15 protein-coding genes and 1 pseudogene are annotated in these 19,579 nt (G+C 69.5%); 8 read left to right on the top strand and 8 right to left on the bottom strand.

Annotation, left to right across the window (positions count from 1 at the left end; translation table 11 throughout):
- Positions 1-191: pseudogene (locus GHC57_RS19510) on the top strand (IS110-like element ISEc32 family transposase); the annotation flags it as partial.
- A 129-nt stretch (positions 192-320) separates the two neighbouring features.
- On the opposite strand, the gene cobA reads toward GHC57_RS19510, so the two are convergent.
- The 7 genes from cobA to GHC57_RS07270 all read right to left on the bottom strand — a co-directional run bounded on the left by cobA (position 321) and on the right by GHC57_RS07270 (position 7,066).
- Positions 321-1,145 carry a uroporphyrinogen-III C-methyltransferase gene (cobA, locus tag GHC57_RS07300; protein ID WP_153342707.1) on the bottom strand — a complete coding sequence of 275 codons (825 nt, stop codon included), beginning with the start codon at positions 1,143-1,145 and terminating at the stop codon, positions 321-323.
- A gap of 208 nt (positions 1,146-1,353) precedes the next feature.
- The gene (locus tag GHC57_RS07295) at positions 1,354-1,827 is read right to left on the bottom strand and encodes a phasin family protein (protein ID WP_153342706.1); all 474 of its coding nucleotides are present in this window, start codon (positions 1,825-1,827) and stop codon (positions 1,354-1,356) included.
- Positions 1,828-2,019: 192 nt separating this feature from the next.
- On the bottom strand, positions 2,020-2,748 hold the full coding sequence (locus GHC57_RS07290; RefSeq protein ID WP_170294739.1) for a TetR/AcrR family transcriptional regulator: 729 nt from the start codon (positions 2,746-2,748) through the stop codon (positions 2,020-2,022).
- A gap of 179 nt (positions 2,749-2,927) precedes the next feature.
- Complete coding sequence (locus GHC57_RS07285) at positions 2,928-3,521, bottom strand: demethoxyubiquinone hydroxylase family protein (protein WP_153342702.1); 594 nt, start codon at positions 3,519-3,521, stop codon at positions 2,928-2,930.
- Entirely contained in the window at positions 3,518-4,057 is a 540-nt protein-coding gene (locus tag GHC57_RS07280; RefSeq protein WP_153342700.1) for a disulfide bond formation protein B, read from the bottom strand. Before GHC57_RS07280 ends, GHC57_RS07285 begins: the two co-directional genes overlap by 4 nt.
- Before the next feature lie 379 nt (positions 4,058-4,436).
- On the bottom strand, positions 4,437-4,859 hold the full coding sequence (locus tag GHC57_RS07275; protein WP_153342698.1) for a secondary thiamine-phosphate synthase enzyme YjbQ: 423 nt from the start codon (positions 4,857-4,859) through the stop codon (positions 4,437-4,439).
- A gap of 395 nt (positions 4,860-5,254) precedes the next feature.
- On the bottom strand, positions 5,255-7,066 hold the full coding sequence (locus tag GHC57_RS07270; protein ID WP_343031137.1) for an AMP-dependent synthetase/ligase: 1,812 nt from the start codon (positions 7,064-7,066) through the stop codon (positions 5,255-5,257).
- A 225-nt stretch (positions 7,067-7,291) separates the two neighbouring features.
- On the opposite strand from GHC57_RS07270, the gene GHC57_RS07265 reads away from it, so the two are divergent.
- From GHC57_RS07265 to GHC57_RS07240, 6 genes are all read left to right on the top strand, one after another.
- Positions 7,292-9,121, top strand: coding sequence for a M3 family oligoendopeptidase (locus GHC57_RS07265; protein WP_425500657.1), 1,830 nt, complete (start codon positions 7,292-7,294; stop codon positions 9,119-9,121).
- A 1-nt stretch (position 9,122) separates the two neighbouring features.
- Positions 9,123-10,511, top strand: coding sequence for an ABC1 kinase family protein (locus GHC57_RS07260; RefSeq protein ID WP_153342692.1), 1,389 nt, complete (start codon positions 9,123-9,125; stop codon positions 10,509-10,511).
- Between the two features lie 485 nt (positions 10,512-10,996).
- Positions 10,997-12,286, top strand: coding sequence for a diguanylate cyclase domain-containing protein (locus GHC57_RS07255; protein WP_153342690.1), 1,290 nt, complete (start codon positions 10,997-10,999; stop codon positions 12,284-12,286).
- 152 nt (positions 12,287-12,438) lie between these two features.
- Positions 12,439-12,858, top strand: a complete 420-nt coding sequence (locus tag GHC57_RS07250; protein WP_153342688.1) for a response regulator — start codon at positions 12,439-12,441, stop codon at positions 12,856-12,858.
- A 213-nt stretch (positions 12,859-13,071) separates the two neighbouring features.
- Complete coding sequence (locus GHC57_RS07245; RefSeq protein WP_153342686.1) at positions 13,072-15,549, top strand: tetratricopeptide repeat protein; 2,478 nt, start codon at positions 13,072-13,074, stop codon at positions 15,547-15,549.
- A gap of 167 nt (positions 15,550-15,716) precedes the next feature.
- Entirely contained in the window at positions 15,717-16,889 is a 1,173-nt protein-coding gene (locus GHC57_RS07240) for a PQQ-dependent sugar dehydrogenase (RefSeq protein WP_153342684.1), read from the top strand.
- Positions 16,890-16,895: 6 nt separating this feature from the next.
- Here the strand turns inward: GHC57_RS07240 and holA are convergent, their stop codons facing one another.
- Positions 16,896-17,945, bottom strand: a complete 1,050-nt coding sequence (gene holA, locus GHC57_RS07235) for a DNA polymerase III subunit delta (RefSeq protein WP_153342682.1) — start codon at positions 17,943-17,945, stop codon at positions 16,896-16,898.
- Between the two features lie 204 nt (positions 17,946-18,149).
- On the opposite strand from holA, the gene GHC57_RS07230 reads away from it, so the two are divergent.
- Positions 18,150-19,577 (top strand): circularly permuted type 2 ATP-grasp protein, encoded by a 1,428-nt coding sequence (locus GHC57_RS07230; RefSeq protein ID WP_153342680.1) that lies wholly within the window; start codon positions 18,150-18,152, stop codon positions 19,575-19,577.
- The last annotated feature ends 2 nt before the right edge of the window (positions 19,578-19,579 follow it).

Here is a 19,579-nt window from a genome sequence, read left to right as displayed (position 1 = left end):
GCGCCTTGCGATCCAAGCTCTTCATGGCCGCGCTCTCCGCCGTGCGATACAACCCCGACCTCAAGGCCTTCTACGAACGGCTTATCGGAAACAAAAAGACACCAAAAGGCGCACTCCTCGCCGTTGCCAGAAAGCTCGTCACCATCGCAAACGCGGTCCTCCGGCCTCAGCCCGAACCCGCCACAAACTGAGTTGATGACACACTCTTAATAGAGAGTGTGTCATCCTGAGCGCCCTAAGGGCGCGAAGGATCTCGTGATGGGGCACGAACCATAACACCCCTGTCATCTGGACTCGGAACCCTGTCGCGCGGCTCCCCTTCACTCGGCCGCCACGTCCGCCAGCAAAGCCCCCAGGTCGGCCGGGTCCCACCAGCAGCCTAGCTGTTCGCGCAGCCGCACCACTTCGCCCACCACCACCACGGCCGGAGCCGCCACCCCGTGGGCATCGCGGTCGGCGACCGCGCGTCCGAGGGTGGAGACCACCACCCGGTGGTCCGGGGTGGTCGCCGAGCAGATGAAGGCCAGGGGCTCGTCGGGCGAGCGGCCGCCGTCCATGAGGCGCTGGACGATGATCGGCAGGTGCTTGACCGCCATGTAGATGACGATGACCGACGCGCTGCGCGCCAGCGCCGTCCAGTCCAGGGTGTCCGGCACCGAGCCGGAGGCGGCGTGGCCGGTGACGAAGGCGATGGCCGCGTTGGTGTCGCGCGTGGTGGCCGGGATGCCCGCATAGGCCAGCCCGCCGATGCCGGCCGTGATGCCGGGCACGACCCGGAACGGCACGCCGGCGGCGACCAGGGCGCGGGCCTCCTCGCCGCCGCGTCCGAAGATGAACGGATCGCCCCCCTTCAGCCGCAGCACCCGCCGGCCCGCCCGGGCGAGCGCGATCAGCCGGTTGCTGATGTCGGGCTGGCTGGCCGAGGGCTTGCCGCCGCGCTTGCCGGCGAACACGATCTCGGCGTGGGCGGGGGCCAGGGCCAGCACGTCGGTGTTGACCAGGGCGTCATGCACGACCACGTCGGCCTGGGCCAGCGCGTGGGCGGCGTGCAGGGTCAGCAGACCGGGGTCCCCCGGTCCGGCGCCCACCAGCCAGACCCAGCCGGGCTGGAACGCGGGCATCGCAAAGGGGACGGAAAGGGCCATGGGGTCCGGTCGGTCGGAGCGAGACGATATCGGCATGGATCCGGTTTTACACCCGGCACGGCGGCAGAACCAAGAGGGTTCGGACCCCCGGGATGCCGCAGGATGATGCCACAGGACGGCCCGATGGAAAAAGGCCGCCGCCCCGATATGGAACGACGGCCTCCTTTACGCGCGGCCCGGACCCCGGGCCGCTTCAGGCATCCGGAGATCAGGAGGCGCTGGACCCACCCGCGGGCTTCTTCGGCGCGGGCTTGCCCGCCTCGGCCTTGTCCATCATCCCCTTCATTTCATCCAGGGTTTCGGTGAACCGCTTGTTCAGCAGTTCGAAGACCTCGTTGTTGGACTTCGCCAGCAGTTCCGACATCTCGCGCATGTTGGAGATCATGCGCTCGAAGCCCATCTTGGCCATGTCCGTCTGGCGGGCAATGGCGTCCTGCGGGTCCTTCATGTCGCCCATGGACTGCGCGGTCTTGGCGTATTCTTCCATGCTCTGACGGAGAAGTTCGGCCTGACGCTGCATCACCGCCTGCATGCCCTCGAACGCCAGACGATTGGCGTTGGTCAGGGCTTCCACGTTCTTCTTCTGGCTGGCCATGATGGCGTCCAGGTCCACACCCGGAACCTTCATGTCGGCCAGATACTTGGTGAAGTCGAAATCGAAAAATTCGGGCTGCTTTGCCATTGGTTCTCTCCGACTGGTCCGGAAGCGGGGGCGGGGGAGCGCGGGCGCCCGGGGCTGGTTTCGGCCTGTCGGCCACATGCCCCGGCCCACGCCGTAACGATTACACCTTAAAAACAGTTCCCGCCGGAGTCAACGGGATTTTGTGCACTGCACAAACCCGTAATGGTGTAGTGCGGGATCCGGTCCCGCGCGTCACGCTGGGGCGTGTCCCGATGACGGACGGTCGTCGGGCCCGGGGGCGTCCTCCGGGGTCCAGGCGGGATCGGCGTCGGGCGACGGCGTGGGGGCCGCCTTGCCCTTGCCCTTGCCCCGCCCCTTGCCCCGGCAGGGGATCACCCGGCACAGGGTGCCGACGACGCTTTCCGCGCGGTCCAGGTTCTTGTCCAGGGCCGCCATGGTGCGGGACAGGTCCTCGGTGTCGTCCTCGGTCCAGACTCGCATGGTGGACAGGTAGACCGCCGCCAGCCCCTTGCGCGTGGCCAGACCGCCGAAGCCGTCGGCCGGCAGGCTCGCCGCCTCCAGCGCCAGGCCCATGGAGTGGTAGACCCCCTGCATGGACACCACGAAGGTGCCGGGGTCCGCCGGCAGGTCCTTGATGATCGCGGCCAGCCCGGCGCGCCAGGGCGACAGGGCGTCGAAGCGGCGCATCAGCATGTCGAACAGGCGGTCCCGCGGACCGTCCTGGTCGGTGAAGGTCAGCGCTTCGTCCAGCATGGCCGCGTCCACATGGTGGCCCATGGCGCGCAGGACTTCATTGCGCGAGCCATGAACGCGCAACGCCGCGTTCAGGGGCACGCCGGCCCGCTCGGCGATGGCCGCCATGGTCAGGCGGCGCCAGCCGTCCTCGGCGGCAAGGCCCAGGGCGGCGTCGATCAGACGGCGGGAGACGTCACCAGTTGAGGTCGTGTCGTTCTCTGCCATGGATGCCTTCCGTTCGACGTTCGAGTGCGCGGTCATACAGGACACGTCCCGGCGCCGGTTCATCCCGACTCCGGTCGCACCCTTTTGGGCGCGGGCGCGCGGCCGTGCCCGCTCAGTCACCCCCCCATGTGGGGCGATCGGTGTCGCGGCGCAACCGGGGCCGCCCGGCGCGGGTCCGCCTACAGGCGTTCGGAAATCCAGATGGCGAGGCGCGAGCCGCCCTTGATCGCCCGCGACAGCAGGGGATAGCCGGGCGCCTCCTCGGCGCCGTTGCGCAGGCCGATGTCCCGGTGCTCCAGTTCCTCCTCGCGGAAGCGCAGGATGGTCTCGCGCAGATCGGCCTGATCCTCGCCCAGCTCCTCGGCTTGCCGCGCATAGTGGCCGTCGATGGCCTCTTCCACCGCGACCGTGCAGGCCATGGCCGCCTTCTCGCCCATCAACGCGGTGCCCGCGCCCAGGGCGAAGCCCATGACGTGCCAGACCGGCGTCATGGCGGTCGGCCGCACCCGGTGCTTGCGGACGAGGCCGTTGAAGGTGTCGAGGTGGACCTGCTCCTGATCGCGCATGTGCTTGAGCACGGCGGCGTTGGCGGTGCGCCGGCCGAGCACGGCCATCTGGCCTTCGTAGATGCGCACGGCGCCGTACTCGCCGGCCTGATCCACGCGGATCAGGCGCTCCAGCGTCTCGCGCGGACCGCGCTCGCCGGGCAGGCGGCCGTGACCGCCCCGACGGGGCGCGGCGGCCGGAGTCTCGGGGGACGGGGTGTCGCTCATGATTCTCTCCAGCGGGCCGGCCGGCGGACGGCCGCGAAGGCCAGGACCGCCAGCCCCAGGGACATGATGACATTGTAGCCGGCCAGCGAAATCCCGAACAGGGACCACGGCACGGCATCGCAGGGCACGATCTCGGGCGCGTCCAGCGCCGCGTTCAGATCGGCCAGACTGGACGACAGGCTGGGCGGGGCCGAGGCCCCGCCGCCGCATTGCGGCGTGCCCTCCCACCAGTGCTGCTCGACCCCCACGTGGAAGCCGGCCAGCACCATGTTGGCCGCGAAGGCCACACCGATCAGGCCGGTCAGGACCCGGGCCGCCTGCCCCGGCATCGCCGGCACCAGCGCCAGCGCGGCCAGGACCATCACCACCGCCGGCGCGATGCGCTGATAGAGGCACAGCACGCAGGGCTCGATCCCGAAGACATGCTCGATGACCAGCGCCCCACCGAGCAGCCCCAGCGAGACGACCAGGAACAGCAGCGGGACGAGGCGCACACGGCGCGCGGGGGCGGAGGACGGGGCGAGGGACGCGGTCATGCTCTGTCTACGATCTGGGGGGCGGAACGGATCGGCGCGCGACAACAGGGCCACGCCGCGCCCCGGTCCGTCAACGCCGGAGGCGCGTCACCAGCAATTCTCAGGATGGAGGGAGAGCGCCGGTTGCGGCCGGTGCCGGCCTGTTCTCCTCCCCCCTTCGGGGGGAGGTTGGGACGGGGGCGCGTTCATGTCCGCGCGGCCCCCACTTGCCGCATCAACCCCACTTGCCGCACCAACCCCACGGGCTTTTTCAACCCCACGGGCTTTTTCAACCCCACCCCAGCCCTCCCCTATCCAGGGGAGGGAGTCCGGTTCGCGCCTGGACCTCCCAGCAGGACCCTTCGGAGGCAGCGCGGCCAAAATGAGAACTGCTGGCGCGTCACGACCCGATGACGTGGGCGGCGACCTCGCGGCGGCTGCCCCGGGCGCGGTGCTCGACCACGTAGATGCCCTGCCAGGTGCCCAGCACGGGACGGCCCTCCAGCACGGGAATGGAAAGCTGCACGTTGGTCAGCAGGGTGCGGATGTGCGCCGGCATGTCGTCCGGCCCCTCCGTGCCGTGGCGGTACAGCGAGGGGTCGCGCGGCGCCAGCACCGCCAGCCGGTCGGTCAGGTCGGCCAGCACGTCGGGGTCGGCGTTCTCGGTGATGGTCAGCCCGGCCGAGGTGTGCCGCAGCAGCAGGGTGAGCAGGCCTTCCTGCACCCCGCTGTCGGCGACGAAATTCAACACCGCGCCGGTGATCTCCACGAAGCCGGTGCCGCGCGTGGGCACGGCGATCATCCGGGAGGACTGGTGCAGCATGGGGGACCTCCAACGAGAAAACGGACGCGCGGATCGGCTGAAGCCTTCGGGGTCATTCCGGTGTCCATGGGGGCGAGGGAACGACGTCCGGGCTCCTTGGGAACGGTCCGGGCGGGAGTACAACTCCCGCCCGGCTTGGGTCAGGGCGACGGGCTCAGGGCAACGGGATCGCTCTCGCAGGTCTTTGCAGCGGATCGGAGACCCACGCTCGAGATCCTTCAGCCGCTTCGCGGCTTCAGGATGACATCCTATAATTTTAGTGTGTCATCCCGAGTGAGCGAAGCGAGACGAGGGATCTCGAGAGGCCTGCTCAGGCGGCGCGGAACAGGCCGTCATGTTAACCTGAACCCGTTGCCCTGCGGCTTGGGTGATGCGACCCCGGAGACCGAAGCGGACTACCCCCCGTACAGGGCCTCCAGGCGCTGGCCGTACTCGGCCCGCAGGACATGGCGGCGCACCTTCATGGTGGGGGTCATCTGGTCGTTGTCCACCGTGAAGGGCTCGGGGGCGATCATGAACCGGCGCACCTTCTCGATCTGGCCCAGCTTGGCGTTGACCCGCCCCAGGGCGTCGGAGACCGCCTTGCGGAGGTCGGGATCCTCGGCCAGGGCGGGCAGATCGCCCTCCTTGCCGCTCTTGGCCTTCCAGCGGCCCAGCCACTCCTCGTCGGGCACGATCAGCGCCACCAGATGGGGCCGCTTGTCGCCGTAGACCATGGCCTGTCCGATCTCCGGCTCCAGGCACAGCAGGCCCTCGATCCGCTGCGGCGAGATGTTGTCGCCGCCCGAGTTGACGATGATGTCCTTCTTGCGGTCGGTGATCTGGATGCAGCCGTACTCGTCGATCACACCCACGTCGCCGGTGTGCAGCCAGCCGTCCGCGTCGATGGCCGCGCGCGTGGCCTTCTCGTTGTTCCAGTAGCCTTTCATGACGTTGCCGCCGCGCACCAGGATTTCGCCGTCGCCGGCGATATGCACCTCCACGTCGCGGATCGGCGGCCCGACGGTGTGCATCCGCACCCGCCCGGGCACGTTGCAACTGATGACCGGCGACGATTCCGTCTGGCCGTAGCCCTGCAGGATGGGCACGCCCAGGGAATGGAAGAACAGCCCGACCTCCACGTTCAGGGGACCGCCCCCGGCCACCATGGCCTTCAGGCGCCCGCCGAAGCGCTTGCGCACCTTGCCGCGCACCAGCCGGTCGAGCACCGCGTCAACCACGCGGTCCTTGAGAGTCAGCCGGTCCGGGTGGTGGTAGCGCTTCAGACCCAGTTCGTGGGTGCGCCAGAACAGTTTGCGCTTGCCCTCGCTCTGGCTGTCCAGGCCGCGCAGCACGCGGGTGCGCATGGTCTCGTACAGCCGGGGCACGGCGGTCATGATGGTGGGCCGCGCCTCCTGCATGTTGGTGGCGAGCTTGTCCAGACCCTCGGCGAACCAGACCTGGGCGCCGATGGAGATGGGGAAGTGCAGGCCCGCGGCGTGTTCGTAGGAATGGGACAGCGGCAGGAAGGAGAGGAACACCTCCTTGCCCAGGCCGATGCCCTTCAGCAACGCATACGCGCCCCGGCAGTTGTGCAGGATGTTGGCGTGGCTGAGCATCACGCCCTTGGGCGTGCCGCCGGTGCCGCTGGTGTAGATGATGGCGCACAGGTCGTCCGGCTCGATGGCGGAGACGGTGGGCGGGCGCGGTCGGCCCCGGTAGCGCGTGACCAGATCGTCCCAGGCCAGCACATCCAGGCCCGTGTTCTGGTGGCGGGGCAGCGGCTCGATGGCGATGATGACCGGCGTCTCGTGGGCCTGGCTCGCGGCCTCCAGCGCGCGCGGCGCCAGCTTGGCGGTCGAGACGATGAACGCCTTCGCCCCGCTGTCATCCAGCACATGCAGGTGATCGGCCACCGTGTTGGTGACGTAGCAGGGCGCAACCACGGCCCCGGCCATGAGAATGGCCAGGTCGGCGATGATCCATTCCGGCCGGTTCTCGGACACCAGCGACACACGGTCGCCCGGCTCGATGCCGTGATCCCGCAGGGCGTTGGCGAGGGCGACGGCCCGGACCTCCACCTCGGCCCAGGTCAACGGCGTATAGGTCCCATCCACCTTGCGCCACAGCATGGGCTCGCGGGCGAACCGGCGGGCCTGATTGAGAAAGACACCGACGAGATCGGTCTCCCGATCGAAGTCGGCGGCGCGGCTCCTGGAAAACAACACGGACGAGTCTCCCGGTGGTCCGGATCCGGTGTCCTCGTGAACCCGGATCGTCTTGATCTGTTGGGCGCTATTCAGGCGTGCCATTGTACATCGCCCGGTGCGGCGGGGAAGGCAAGAGGCAGAGACCGTCAGGACTGAAACGACGGTGGACGCGGCCCCGGCGCGTCACCATATCCCGGGCGTCAAAAGGGAGACTGCTGCATGACCGAGGCCTATTCCACTCCGATGGCGCGGCGCCTGCCCGAGGGCGGGGGCCCCGCGGCCGGCCATCCGACCCCGGCGTCCGAAACGGGGGGATCGCTGCCGGGTTGGGACCTGTCGGACCTGTACCGCGGCGCGGACGACCCGGCGCTGGTCGCCGATCGTGACCGGGCGGACGCCGAGGCGCGGGCGTTCCGCGAGCGATACATGGGCGCGGTCTCCGATCTGGACGGCGAGGGGCTCGGCGCGGCCATCGCCGAATACGAGCGCATCAGCGAGACGCTTTACCGCCTCATGTCCTTCGCCCAGTTGCGCCACGCCACGGCGCAGACGGATGCCGAGGTCGGGCGCTTCTATCAGGGCATGCACGAAGCGGTGACGGAGATCTCGTCGCACCTGCTGTTCTTCACGCTGGAGATCAACCAGCTTGACGACGACGCCCTGGCCGCGCGCCTGAAGGCCCCGGCGGCCGCCGCCTACGCGCCGTGGCTCCGCGACCTGCGCATGTTCCGGGACCACGAACTGCCGGAGGCCATGGAGCGTCTGCTGCATGAAAAGGACGTGGCCAGCCGGTCCGCCTGGGTGCGGCTGTTCGACGAGACCCTGGCGCACATGCGCTTCGACATCGACGGCCAGTCCCGCACCGTGACGGAGGCGCTGGACCAGCTCTCCGACAGCGACCGGGCGCGGCGGGAGACCGCCGCCAAGGCCGTCGGCAAGGGGCTGTCCGGCGAGGTGCGGCTGTTCGCCCACATCGTCAACACGCTGGCCAAGGACAAGCAGATCGACGACCAGTGGCGCAACTACGCCCACCCCATGGCCGCCCGCAACCTGGCCAACCAGGTCGAGGATTCGGTGGTGGACGCGCTGGTCTCGGCGGTCAAGGACTCCTATGCCGACACCGCCCACCGCTACTACGCCATGAAGGCGCGCTGGTTCGGCCTGGACAAACTGGCGACCTGGGACCGCAACGCGCCCCTGCCCGACGCCGAGGACCGCCGCTATTCGTGGGACGAGGCGCGGGACACCGTGCTGCGGGCCTACGACGGCTTCAGTCCGCGCATGGGGGACGTGGGCCGGCGCTTCTTCGACAACGCCTGGATCGACGTGCCGCCGCGCCCGGGCAAGACCTCCGGCGCGTTCGCGCATCCCACCGTGCCGTCGGCCCATCCCTATCTGCTGCTCAACTTCATGGGCCGCACCCGGGATGTCATGACCCTGGCCCACGAACTGGGCCACGGCGTGCATCAGGTGCTGGCCGGGCCCAAGGGCGTGCTTCTGGCCGACACGCCGCTGACGCTCGCCGAGACGGCCTCGGTGTTCGGCGAGATGCTGACCTTCCGCGCCATGCTGGACGCCGAGACCGATCCGCGCCGCCGCCGCACCATGCTGGCCGGCAAGGTGGAGGACATGCTCAACACCGTGGTGCGGCAGATCGCCTTCCACGAGTTCGAGCGCCGGGTGCACACCGAGCGGGGCGAGGGCGCCCTGTCCGAGGAGCGCCTGAACGACATCTGGATGGAGGTTCAGGCCGAAAGCCTGGGGCCGGCGTTCGACTTCGACGACGGCTACCGGGTGTTCTGGAGCTACATCCCGCACTTCATTCATACGCCCTTCTACGTCTACGCCTACGCCTTCGGCGACTGTCTGGTGAACAGCCTGTACGCCGTCTACCAGTCGGGTTCGGTGCCGGGCTTCCAGGACAAGTACCTGGAGATGCTGGCGGCCGGCGGCACCCTGCGGCACCGCGAACTGCTGGCGCCGTTCGGGCTCGACGCCGGCGATCCCGGGTTCTGGCGTCAGGGGCTGGGCGTGCTGAAGGGCTTCATCGACGAACTGGAGCAGGTCGCCTGACATGGCCGAACACGACAGACGCGAAGCCAACAACATCGGCGGGCGCGTGCGCCGGTATGCCCAGGTGTCGACCACCATGGGCGGGTTCGCCGCCCGCGCGGCGGGCGAGCGCTACCTGGGCATGAAGTTCGACAAGAGCCGCCAGGGCCAGGAGCTGCGCGAGGCGCTGGGCGGGCTCAAGGGGCCGCTCATGAAGGTGGCGCAGATCCTGTCCACCATCCCGGAGGCGCTGCCCGAGGACGTCGGGCGTGAGTTGTCCCAGTTGCAGGCGGACGCGCCGCACATGGGCTGGCCGTTCGTGCGCCGGCGCATGAAGACCGAACTGGGGGCCGACTGGCAGTCCCGCTACGGCGCATTCGAGCCCACCGCGGCGGCGGCGGCCTCGCTGGGGCAGGTGCACAAGGCGACCCTGCACGACGGCACGCCGCTGGCCTGCAAGCTGCAGTATCCGGACATGGCCTCGGTGGTGGAGGCGGACCTCAAGCAGCTCCGCTGGATCATCACGCTCTACCGCCGCTACGACACCGCCATCGACCCGAGCGACATCCACGCCGAGATCGCCGAGCGGCTGCGCGAGGAACTGGACTACGCCCGCGAGGCCCGGAACATGGCGCTGTACCGGCACATGCTCGACAAGGTGCCCACCGTCCACGTGCCGCGCGTCATTCCGGAGCTGTCCACCCGCCGGCTGCTCACCATGACCTGGATGGACGGCGCCCGGCTGCTATCGTTCGTGGATGAACCCGCCGAGGTTCGCAACGAGATCGCCATGAACATGTTCCGGGCGTGGTACGTGCCGTTCTACGAATACGGCGTCATCCACGGCGATCCGCACCTGGGCAACTACACGGTCCGCGAGGACAGCAGCATCAACCTGCTGGATTTCGGCGCGATTCGCGTCTTCCGGCCCAACTTCGTGAAGGGTGTCATCGATCTGTTCTTCGCCCTGCGCGACGAGGATTATGACCGGGCCGTTCACGCCTACGAATTGTGGGGCTTCCACGACCTGGACCGTGAGTTGATCGAAGTGCTGAACCTCTGGGCCCGGTTCATCTATGCCCCCCTCATGGAGGACCGCACCCGCCGCATCCAGGAAACCCACGGCGGCAACCAGGGCCGATCCGTGGCCGAGGGCGTGCACGAGAAGTTGAAGAAGCTGGGCGGGGTCAAGCCGCCGCGCGAATTCGTGCTGATGGACCGCGCGGCCATCGGGCTGGGCTCGGTGTTCCTGCATCTGAAGGCGGAAATCAACTGGCACCAGATGTTCCGCAACCTGATCGACGACTTCGACGTGGACCGGCTGGCGGCCCGTCAGGCCGAGGCGTTGAAGGCGGCGGACCTGAACCTGGCCGACGACTCCGAGCCGGGCGCGCGCCCCAAGAGCGCGTGAGAGGCGCGCGTCGGGCGGGGCCGAGGGACCGGAGCTCATTGGAACACCTTTGATCTTGACCGGTTCCAGTCTGTCGGGTTGTATCTGAAACGAAGAGTTAAGAATTGGTCCGCCTTGCTCCCGCGCGGTTCGTGGCATGGGGGCGGAACGGGCGGACGGAACAGCACGGACATCGAGCGTGCGCGGGAAAGAACGGCCCGCGCGCCCGCTCCTCGCGGGGTTCGGAACGCGGGGCGCACCGCCAGGGGGCTGCGACACCGGACAGGCCGGACTCCACCGTTATGGAGTCCGCGACCGGCGGGGTGACGCGGCCCTTGATCCATGACGTTTGAAGACTCGGGGGGCTGAACCCGGGCAATCCGCGCCCGGCCGGGATGGCGCCGGGGGGACGGGGGGCTGACGGGGGCACACGGTGGACCCGAGCGCCCGTCCATCTTTCAATCACGGCTGCCTTCGGAGGGGCGGCTCGGCGGCGGCAACGAGCGATGGATACGCATGAGGGGCTTTCCTGCCTGTTGGTCGAGGACCATGCGGCCGACGCGCATCTGATCCAGTATCTGCTCGACGAGGCGGACGGGACGGCGCTGTCCTTCACGCACGTCTCGACGCTGGCCGAGGCCCTGGGCCTGCTGGCGCGCGAATCGTATGACGTCATCCTGCTGGACCTCAGCCTGCCCGATTCGCGGGGTCTGGGCACGCTGGAGACGATCCACCACGCTCGCGCCGACATCGCCATCGTGGTCCTGACCGGCCTGGACACGACCGAGGTGGCCATCGGCGCCGTCCAGCGCGGCGCGCAGGACTACCTCATCAAGGGGCGCGGCGACGGCCAGACCGTCAAGCGCGCGATCCTCTACGCGGTGGAGCGGCAGCGGGCCAACCAGCGCCTGTTGCTGGCCGAGGCCGCCTTCCGCAACATCGACACCGGCATGATGGTCACCGACGCGGCCGGGCGCGCGGTTCGCGTCAACGCCGCGTTCACGCGCGTGACCGGCTTCACCGCCGACGACATCGTGGGCACGCGCCCGAACATCCTGCATGCGGGCGTGCACGAACCCCGGTTCTACGAGGACCTGTGGGGCCAACTGCGCGAAACCGGCGCCTGGGAGGGCGAGATCTGGGGCCGCAGCAAGGACGGCCGCATCTATCCCGAATGGCTGCGCATCAACGTGGTGACCGACGCCGCCGGGGGCACGGCCGGGTATGTGGCCATCTTCAGCGACATCACCTTCCGCCGGCGGGCCGAACAGGACCTGCTGCGCCAAGCCACCACCGACCCGCTGACCGGCCTGGCCAACCGCCAACTCTTCAACCGCCTGCTGACCAGCACCATCGAGCAGGCTTCGCGCTACCAGCGCGAGGCCGCGCTGCTGTTCATCGACCTGGACGGGTTCAAGGCCATCAACGACACCCGCGGCCATGCCGTGGGAGACGCGGTGCTGCGCGAGATCGCCGTGCGCCTGCGCCGCTCGGTGCGCATCTCCGACGAGGTGGCCCGTCTGGGCGGCGACGAGTTCGTGGTCATCCTGCCCGAGGTGACGGGCCGCGACAGCACGGCGGCGGTGGCGGAAAAGCTGGTCCACGAGATCCGGAAGCCGTTCGCCGCCAACATCGACGGCACGCACCTGACCGCCAGCATCGGCATCGCCATGATCCCGGACGACGGGGTCAGCCAGGACCGGCTCGTCGAAGCCGCCGACGCCGCCATGTACGATGCCAAACGGTCCGGGAAAAACACGATCCGGTTCTTCTCGGGACGGGCCGCCGCGTGCTAAGACTCCGGCTTGGAGAGCGCGGGACCCCTGGGCTTCATTGGCGTCAGGAACCGCCGAACCGCGTTTCGGCTGGTTCTCTCTCCTCAGGCTTGTGGACTCAGGGGCCAGGCCGGCAGGGCCGGGGCCGCCGCGTGACGGAGTTCGGAACGGTTATGGACATCCTTCTTGTCGAGGACAACCCGGGCGATGCACGACTCGCCTCGGAGGCCTTCAAGGAAGGAGGATCGGAAACCCGGCTGCATGTGGTCCAGGACGGGCTGGAGGCGATGGCCTTCATGCGGCGTCAGGGACATTACGCCAACGTGCCGCGGCCGGATCTGGTCCTGCTGGACCTCAACCTGCCCCGCAAGGACGGCCGGGAGGTCCTGGCCGAGATCAAGCAGGATGCCGACCTGAAACGCACGCCCGTGATCGTGCTGACGACCTCGCAGGCGGAGTCGGACATCCAGCACGGCTACGATCTTCATGCCAATTGCTATATCGTCAAACCCGTCGATTTCGATCGGTTCATCGAAGTGGTCCAGGGAATCGAGAGTTTCTGGCGCAAGATGGTGCGCCTGCCGACGCAATGACCGCGCGATCGACCATCGCTGAGCCACCGACCCTTGCCGACGGGCGTGTCGGCCGCGTTTGGAATTGATTGGTTGAGGCGGGGCAGGTATCACCGGAGCCGATGACGCCGCCCCCGGTCCCGTTCCGGGGCCGCCCCGGGCCATCGGTGGAGCGCGCGCGATCCCCGGGCCGCCTCGTCGTGTCGGACCCCAGAACCGAGGAACCGCAGACCCATGCTCTCTCTCACGACCGCTCTTGGCACCGTTCTGAAGACGACCCGTCACGTGGCTCTGGTCGGCGGTCTCGCGCTGGCCCTGACCGCCTGCGACGATCCGGAAACGCTGCAACAGGAATACCTGTCGCGCGGCAAGGAACTGTTCGAGGCCGGGGACTACTCCCGGGCGGGGGTCGAGTTCCGCAACGTCCTCCAGATCAACCCGAAGGATGCCGAAAGCATCTACTATCTGGGCATGATCGCCGAGAAGAACGAGGATTACCGGACCGCCTATCGGTTCTTCAACACCGTTGCGCAGATGGACGAGACCCACGTGAAGTCCCGCCTGCGCATGGGCCAGTATTCCCTTCTGGGCAATCAGGTCGAACAGGCGCGCGCGCAGTATGAAACGCTGCTGACCCTGGCCCCCGAGGACCGGGAGGTGCGCATGCTCGGCGCCGGCATCGCCCTGAAGGACGGCGACCTGCAGACGGCCGAGCGCCTGACGGCCGAGGTGCTGGCCGAGGAGCCGGACTCGGTGCAGGCGACCTCCATCATGGCCGGCATCCTGTTCGAGCGCGACCAGCCGGACCAGGCCATCGAGCGGGTGCGCCAGACCCTGGCCGAGAAGCCCGAGGAAAACACCCTCCAGGCCCTGCTGATCCGCCTGCTGGTTCAGACCGGCAAGCTGGACGAGGCCGAGGCCCAGTACCGCCAGGTCATCGCCCAGTCGCCCGACGAGTTCCAGCCGCGCGCCGATCTGGCCCGCTTCCTGTTGCAGCGCCAGGACACCGAGGGCGCCATCCAGGTGCTGCGCAACGCCATCGCCGCCCATGTGGCGCCCGAAGACGCGCGCCTCATGCTGGCCAGCATGCTCAACGGCCTGGAGGGACCGGACGCCGCCATCGCGGAACTGCGCGCCGGCATCGAGGCCCGGCCGGACGCCTCCGTCTACCGCTTTGCCCTGGCCGAAACCCAGTTCCAGTCCGAGCGCTTCGACGCCGCGCGCGCCACCCTGACCGAGATCGTGGAGCGCGCCGGCACGGAAGAGGACGGCCTGAACGCCCGCACCGCGCTCGCCCGGCTCGCCCTGTCCGAGGGCAACCGGGAGGAGGCCGACCGCCTGATCGCCGAGGTCCTGGAGATCGACCCCGAGAACACCGGCGCGCGGTTCGTGCAGGCGCAGATGAACGTGAACGACGGCAACCTGGAAGCCGCCGTTTCCGACCTGCGCACCGTGCTGCGCGGCAACCCGGAAAACACCGAGGCCCTGGCGCTGCTGGCCCGGGTCGAACTGGCCCAGGGCGATGCGGCCCTGGCCACCCAGACCCTGAACCGCCTCGTCCGGGTCAATCCCTCCGATACCGAGGCGCTGCAGACCCTGGCCTCGCTGCAGGCCCGTCAGGGCGACCCGCAGAGCGCGCTCAACACGCTCGACCGGGCGCTGGGTGTCACGCCGGACGCGGCCGGACTGCTGGGGGCCAAGGCCTCGCTGCTGACCGCCGAGGGCCGCTTTGACACCGCCGAGGAAACCATTGCCGCCCTGAAGGCCCTGCCAGAGCAGGACAACGTGGGCCAGCTTCTGCTGGCGCGCCTGCGCCACCAGCAGGGCCGCTACGAGGACGCCTTCCAGGGCTTCGAGGCGGTCCGCGCCCAGTCGCCCGACTCGATGGTCGCCATCACCGGCGGTGTGCGCGCCCTGATGGCCGCGGGCCAGCCCGACCGGGCGCTCGACCATCTGGCCTCGATCCGGACCGAAATGCCGGAAAACCCGGCCTTGGCCCAGCTTGAGGGCGATCTTCTGCTGGAACAGGGCCAGCCGGAGGACGCGGCCGAGAGCTTCCGGGTCGCCCTCGAGTTCGCCCCGCAGGCGCCGCGCGCCTATGTGGGGCTGGCCCGGACCCAGCGCGCGGACGGCGACATGGCCGCCGCCATGGCGACCCTGAAGGACGGCCTGGAGGCCGCGCCCGAGAGCATTCTTCTGCTGATGGAACTGGGCTCGCTGCAGGCCTCGCAGGATGACCACCGGGCCGCGCTGTCGACGTTCCGCAAAGCGGCCACCACGTATCCGGACAACGCCCTGGCGGTCAACAACTACGCGTCGTTGCTGGCCGCGCTGGAGCCGCAGAACACGGCCGAACTGACCGAAGCCCGGGCGCTGCTCGACCCGTACCAGCGGGCCCAGAACCCCTACCTGCTGGACTCGATCGGCGCGGTGCTGCTGCGTCTCGGCGATGCCCGTCAGGCCCAGGCCTACCTGGAGCGGGCGCTGGCCATGAAGGGGGACATGCCGGAGGCCCAGTATCACCTCGGGCTGGCGCTGCTGAAGCTGGGTGACCCGCACGGCGCTGTGACGCGACTTGAGCAGGCCGTGAACGCCGAAGAGCCCTTCCTGGGCATCGAGGAGGCCCGCGACGCCCTGGCCCGCGCCCGCCAGCAGGCGGCCGCCGCGCCCTCTCCCACGCCGGGGCTGGACGCCACCACCCCGGCGCAGTAGGCCGGTCCGAGCCCCGTCCCGGTGGGACCACTTCCCAACCGGGCCGGGCTTCCCATATCCCGCTTCAGGGGCGGCGCGTCGTCTGGCGCGCCGCCCTTGTCATGCTGATCGGCGACGAAAAGGAAGCCCCTCCGTCGGCCGACATCACGGGACACCGGAGGCCAGCCATGCCGCATCGACCGACCCGCTCCGCCGCTCCCCGGATCCGCGCCGCGCTGGGCGCGGCCGTGGCGGCGCTCGCCGTTCTGGGCCCCTGGAGCGCGCCCCCCGCGGCCGCCCGCACGGTGGAGTCCGAGCAGCACGCCTTTACGGTCACGGTGCTCACGGACCAGCTTTCCTATCCCTGGGGCCTGACCTTCCTGCCGGACGGCGCCGCCCTGATTACGGAACGCACCGGCGCCCTGCGCCTGTGGGCGGACGGCGCGCTGGACCCGCGCCCGATCGCCAACGTGCCGGAGGTGTGGTCCACGGGGCAGGGGGGGCTGCTGGACGTGGTGGCCCATCCCGCGTTCGCCGAAACCGGCTGGATCTACCTGTCGTTCTCTCATCCGGACGGTCGGGGAGCCGCCCACACCCGGGTGGTGCGCGCCGTCTTCGACCGCGCCGCCCATGCCCTGCGCGACGTCACGGTGATCGTGGACGCCGTGCCGGTGGGCCGGGGCGGACGGCACTTCGGCTCCCGGCTCGCCTTCGGCGGCGACGGCACGCTGTACGTGACCACCGGCGAGCGCGGTGACCGCCCGCGCGCCCAGGACCTCACCGATCTGGCCGGCAAGCTGCTGCGGCTGAACCCGGACGGCTCGGTGCCGGAGGACAACCCCTTCGTGGGGCGCGACGATGCGCGGCCCGAGATCTACGCCTACGGCACCCGCAACGCCCAGGGCATGGACGCGCACCCGGACACGGGCGTGATCTGGTTTCACGAGCACGGCCCGCGCGGCGGCGATGAACTCAACGTGGCCGAGGCGGGCGCGAACTACGGCTGGCCGGTCATCACCTACGGCATGAACTACAACGGCACCCCCATGGGCGAGGGCACCCACAAGCCCGGCATGGAACAGCCCGTGTATTACTGGGATCCGTCCATCGCGCCGTCGGGGATGACCATCTATGACGGCGACGCCTTTCCCGACTGGCGCGGCGACGTGTTCGTGGGCGCGCTCAAGTATCGTCTGCTCGCCCGCCTGGAGATGGAGGACGGCGAGGTGATCGCCGAGGAACGGCTGCTGAAGGACGCGCTGGGCCGCATCCGCGCCGTGGAGGTGGGACCGGACGGCGCGCTGTACCTCCTGACCGACGCCGCCGACGGTCGGCTGGTGCGGCTGGCCCCGCCGGATTGATCCCCGCTACCGGCCGCGCCCCCGGCCGGTCCGCGCGCCCTGTCTCGCCCCCTGGGCCAGACGCAGCAGCACGCGCGAGCACACCACCTCCGGCGGCGGGCCGAAGCTCTTGCAGTCGGCCTCGGCCTCCAGCAGCAGGTCGAGGGCCTGGCCCAGCCGCGCCCCGTCCCAGCGCCGGACCTGGGCGGTCAGGCGGTCCTTGTGCTTCCAGATCGGCGGCGGCTTCAGGGACGAGACCGCCTGCTCCGGCGAGCGCCCGGCGGCGACCCCGCCGGCGGCCAGATGCAGCCGCTGGAAGTGGCGCGAGACCGCGCGCAGCACCGGGATCGGCCCGGTGCCGCCCTTCAGCAGCCGGTCCAACACCCGTTGCGCCTGGGCGTCGTCGCCGTCCGCCACCGCCATGGACAGGTCATCCAGCCCCAGCGCCGCGCTGTCGCCGATGCAGGCGGATGCCTCGTCCAGCGTGATCTCGCCCGGCTCGCCCTTCAGCGTAACCAGCTTTTCCAGTTCGGCGCGGGTCAGCAGCCGGTCGCCACCCAGGTGCCCCAGCAGAAAGGCCATGGCGTCCCGCTCCAGCGACATGCCGTGGCGGGCCACGGTGTCGCGGATGACGTCCTCCAGCGCGCGGCCGTCGTCGGCATAGCAGGGCAGGGCGGCGGCGGCGTCCGCGCCCTCGCACAGCTTGCGCAGGCTGGAGCGCGGCCCCAGGTCGCCGGCCATCACCACCACCAGGGCGTCGCCGGGCGGGTCCTCCAGGAAGGCCGTCAGGGTGCGGGTGAAGGCGTCGCCGGCGTCCATCACGCGCACCACCCGGCGCCCGCCCATCAGGGACTGGGCGGCGGCCTCGTCGGCCAGCCGGGCCGGGTCCTCGGTCAGCCGTGCGGCGGGGACCTCGGTCACGCGGAAGGGATCGGCGATGTCCGCCACCACCGTGCGCGTCAGGGCATCCACCCGCTCGCGCGCAAGCCCCCGGTCCGGGCCATAGACCAGCACCGCCCGCGCGGCCGGGTCGGGGCGCTTGAGGAATCCGGGGATGCTGGCGGGCTTGATCTTCATGAGGGTCCGGGGGCGGCGCGGGCTGCCCCAGCAGTACCAGACGCGGGAGCGAGGGACCAGCGGCCCGGGTGCCTCCTTTGCAGGCACGCATTTCCAATTGACGGGAAACTCATCACTGGTGCAGCCTTTTTCCGGGGCGCGATCGGGGCGCACCACCCGACGGGCCGGGGCCTTGCGGGTGGATCGGGGCAGAGGGGGCAGACCATGGGGCCGAAGGCATCGGCGGCATTCGACGAGATGCAGAAGACCGCGACCAAGGTCCGCGCCCCCTATCAGACCTACGCCAAGTGGCTGAAGAAGATGCCGGACGACCTGCTGTCGCGCCGGCATGCCCAGGCCGACATGCTGTTCCGGCGCATCGGCATCACCTTCGCGGTCTACGGCGAGGCGGCGGGCAGCGAACGCCTGATCCCCTTCGACGTCATCCCGCGCATTCTCAGCCGCGACGAATGGAAGGTGCTGTCCAAGGGCGTGTGCCAGCGCATCGAGGCGCTGAACCGCTTCATCCACGACGTCTACCACGACCAGGAGATCCTGAAGGCCGGCAAGGTCCCGGCCGATCTGGTCCTTCAGAACGACCTGTTCCGCGAGGAGATGAAGGGCTTCACGCCGCCGGGCGGGGTGTATGTCCACATCGGCGGCATCGACGTGGTGCGCACCGGCGAAAGCGAGTTCCACGTCCTGGAGGACAACCTGCGCACGCCCTCCGGTGTCTCCTACATGCTGGAGGACCGGGACGTCATGATGCGGCTGTTCCCGGACCTGTTCGACACCTATTCGGTCGCCCCGGTGAACCACTATCCCCAGGAGCTTCTGAAGAACCTGCGCTATGTGGCTCCGCCCGCGCGCGACGAGGACCCGACCGTGGTGCTGCTCACGCCGGGGCAGTTCAACAGCGCCTATTTCGAGCACGCCTTCCTCGCCGACGAAATGGGCGTGGAGCTGGTGCAGGGCCAGGACCTGTTCGTCGAGGACGACACCGTCTACATGCGCACCATCAAGGGGCCGCGCCGGGTGGACGTGATCTATCGCCGCATCGACGACGACTTCCTGGACCCCAAGGCCTTCCGCCCGGACAGCATGCTGGGCGTGCCGGGCCTGTTCGCGGCCTATCGCAAGGGCCGGGTGACGCTGGCCAACGCCATCGGCACGGGCATCGCTGACGACAAGGCGATCTATCACCATGTGCCGGACATGATCCGCTTCTACCTGGGGCAGGAGCCGATCCTGGCCAGCGTGCCCACCTGGTTCCTGAAGCGCGAGTCCGACCGCAAGTACGTGCTCGACCACCTGGCCGACCTGGTGGTCAAGGAGGTCCACGGCTCCGGCGGCTACGGCATGCTGGTCGGCCCCAAGGCGAGCACGCAGGAGATCAGCGCTTACCGCGAGCGCATCATGGCCGATCCGGGCAACTTCATCGCCCAACCCACCCTGGCCCTGTCCACCTGCCCCACCTTCGTGGACCAGGGCATCGCGCCGCGTCATGTGGACCTGCGGCCGTTCGTGCTGACCGGCGAGAAGACCACGGTCGTGCCCGGCGGCCTGACCCGGGTCGCGCTGCGCGAGGGCTCGCTGGTGGTGAACTCGTCGCAGGGCGGGGGCACCAAGGACACCTGGGTGCTGGAGCGCTGATA

The sequence above is a fragment of the Roseospira navarrensis genome (assembly GCF_009601025.1).
GTDB classification, from domain to species: Bacteria; Pseudomonadota; Alphaproteobacteria; order Rhodospirillales; family Rhodospirillaceae; genus Rhodospira; species Rhodospira navarrensis.
Note: the sequence above shows the minus strand (reverse complement) of the source record. Positions and strands in the feature narration are given on the sequence as shown.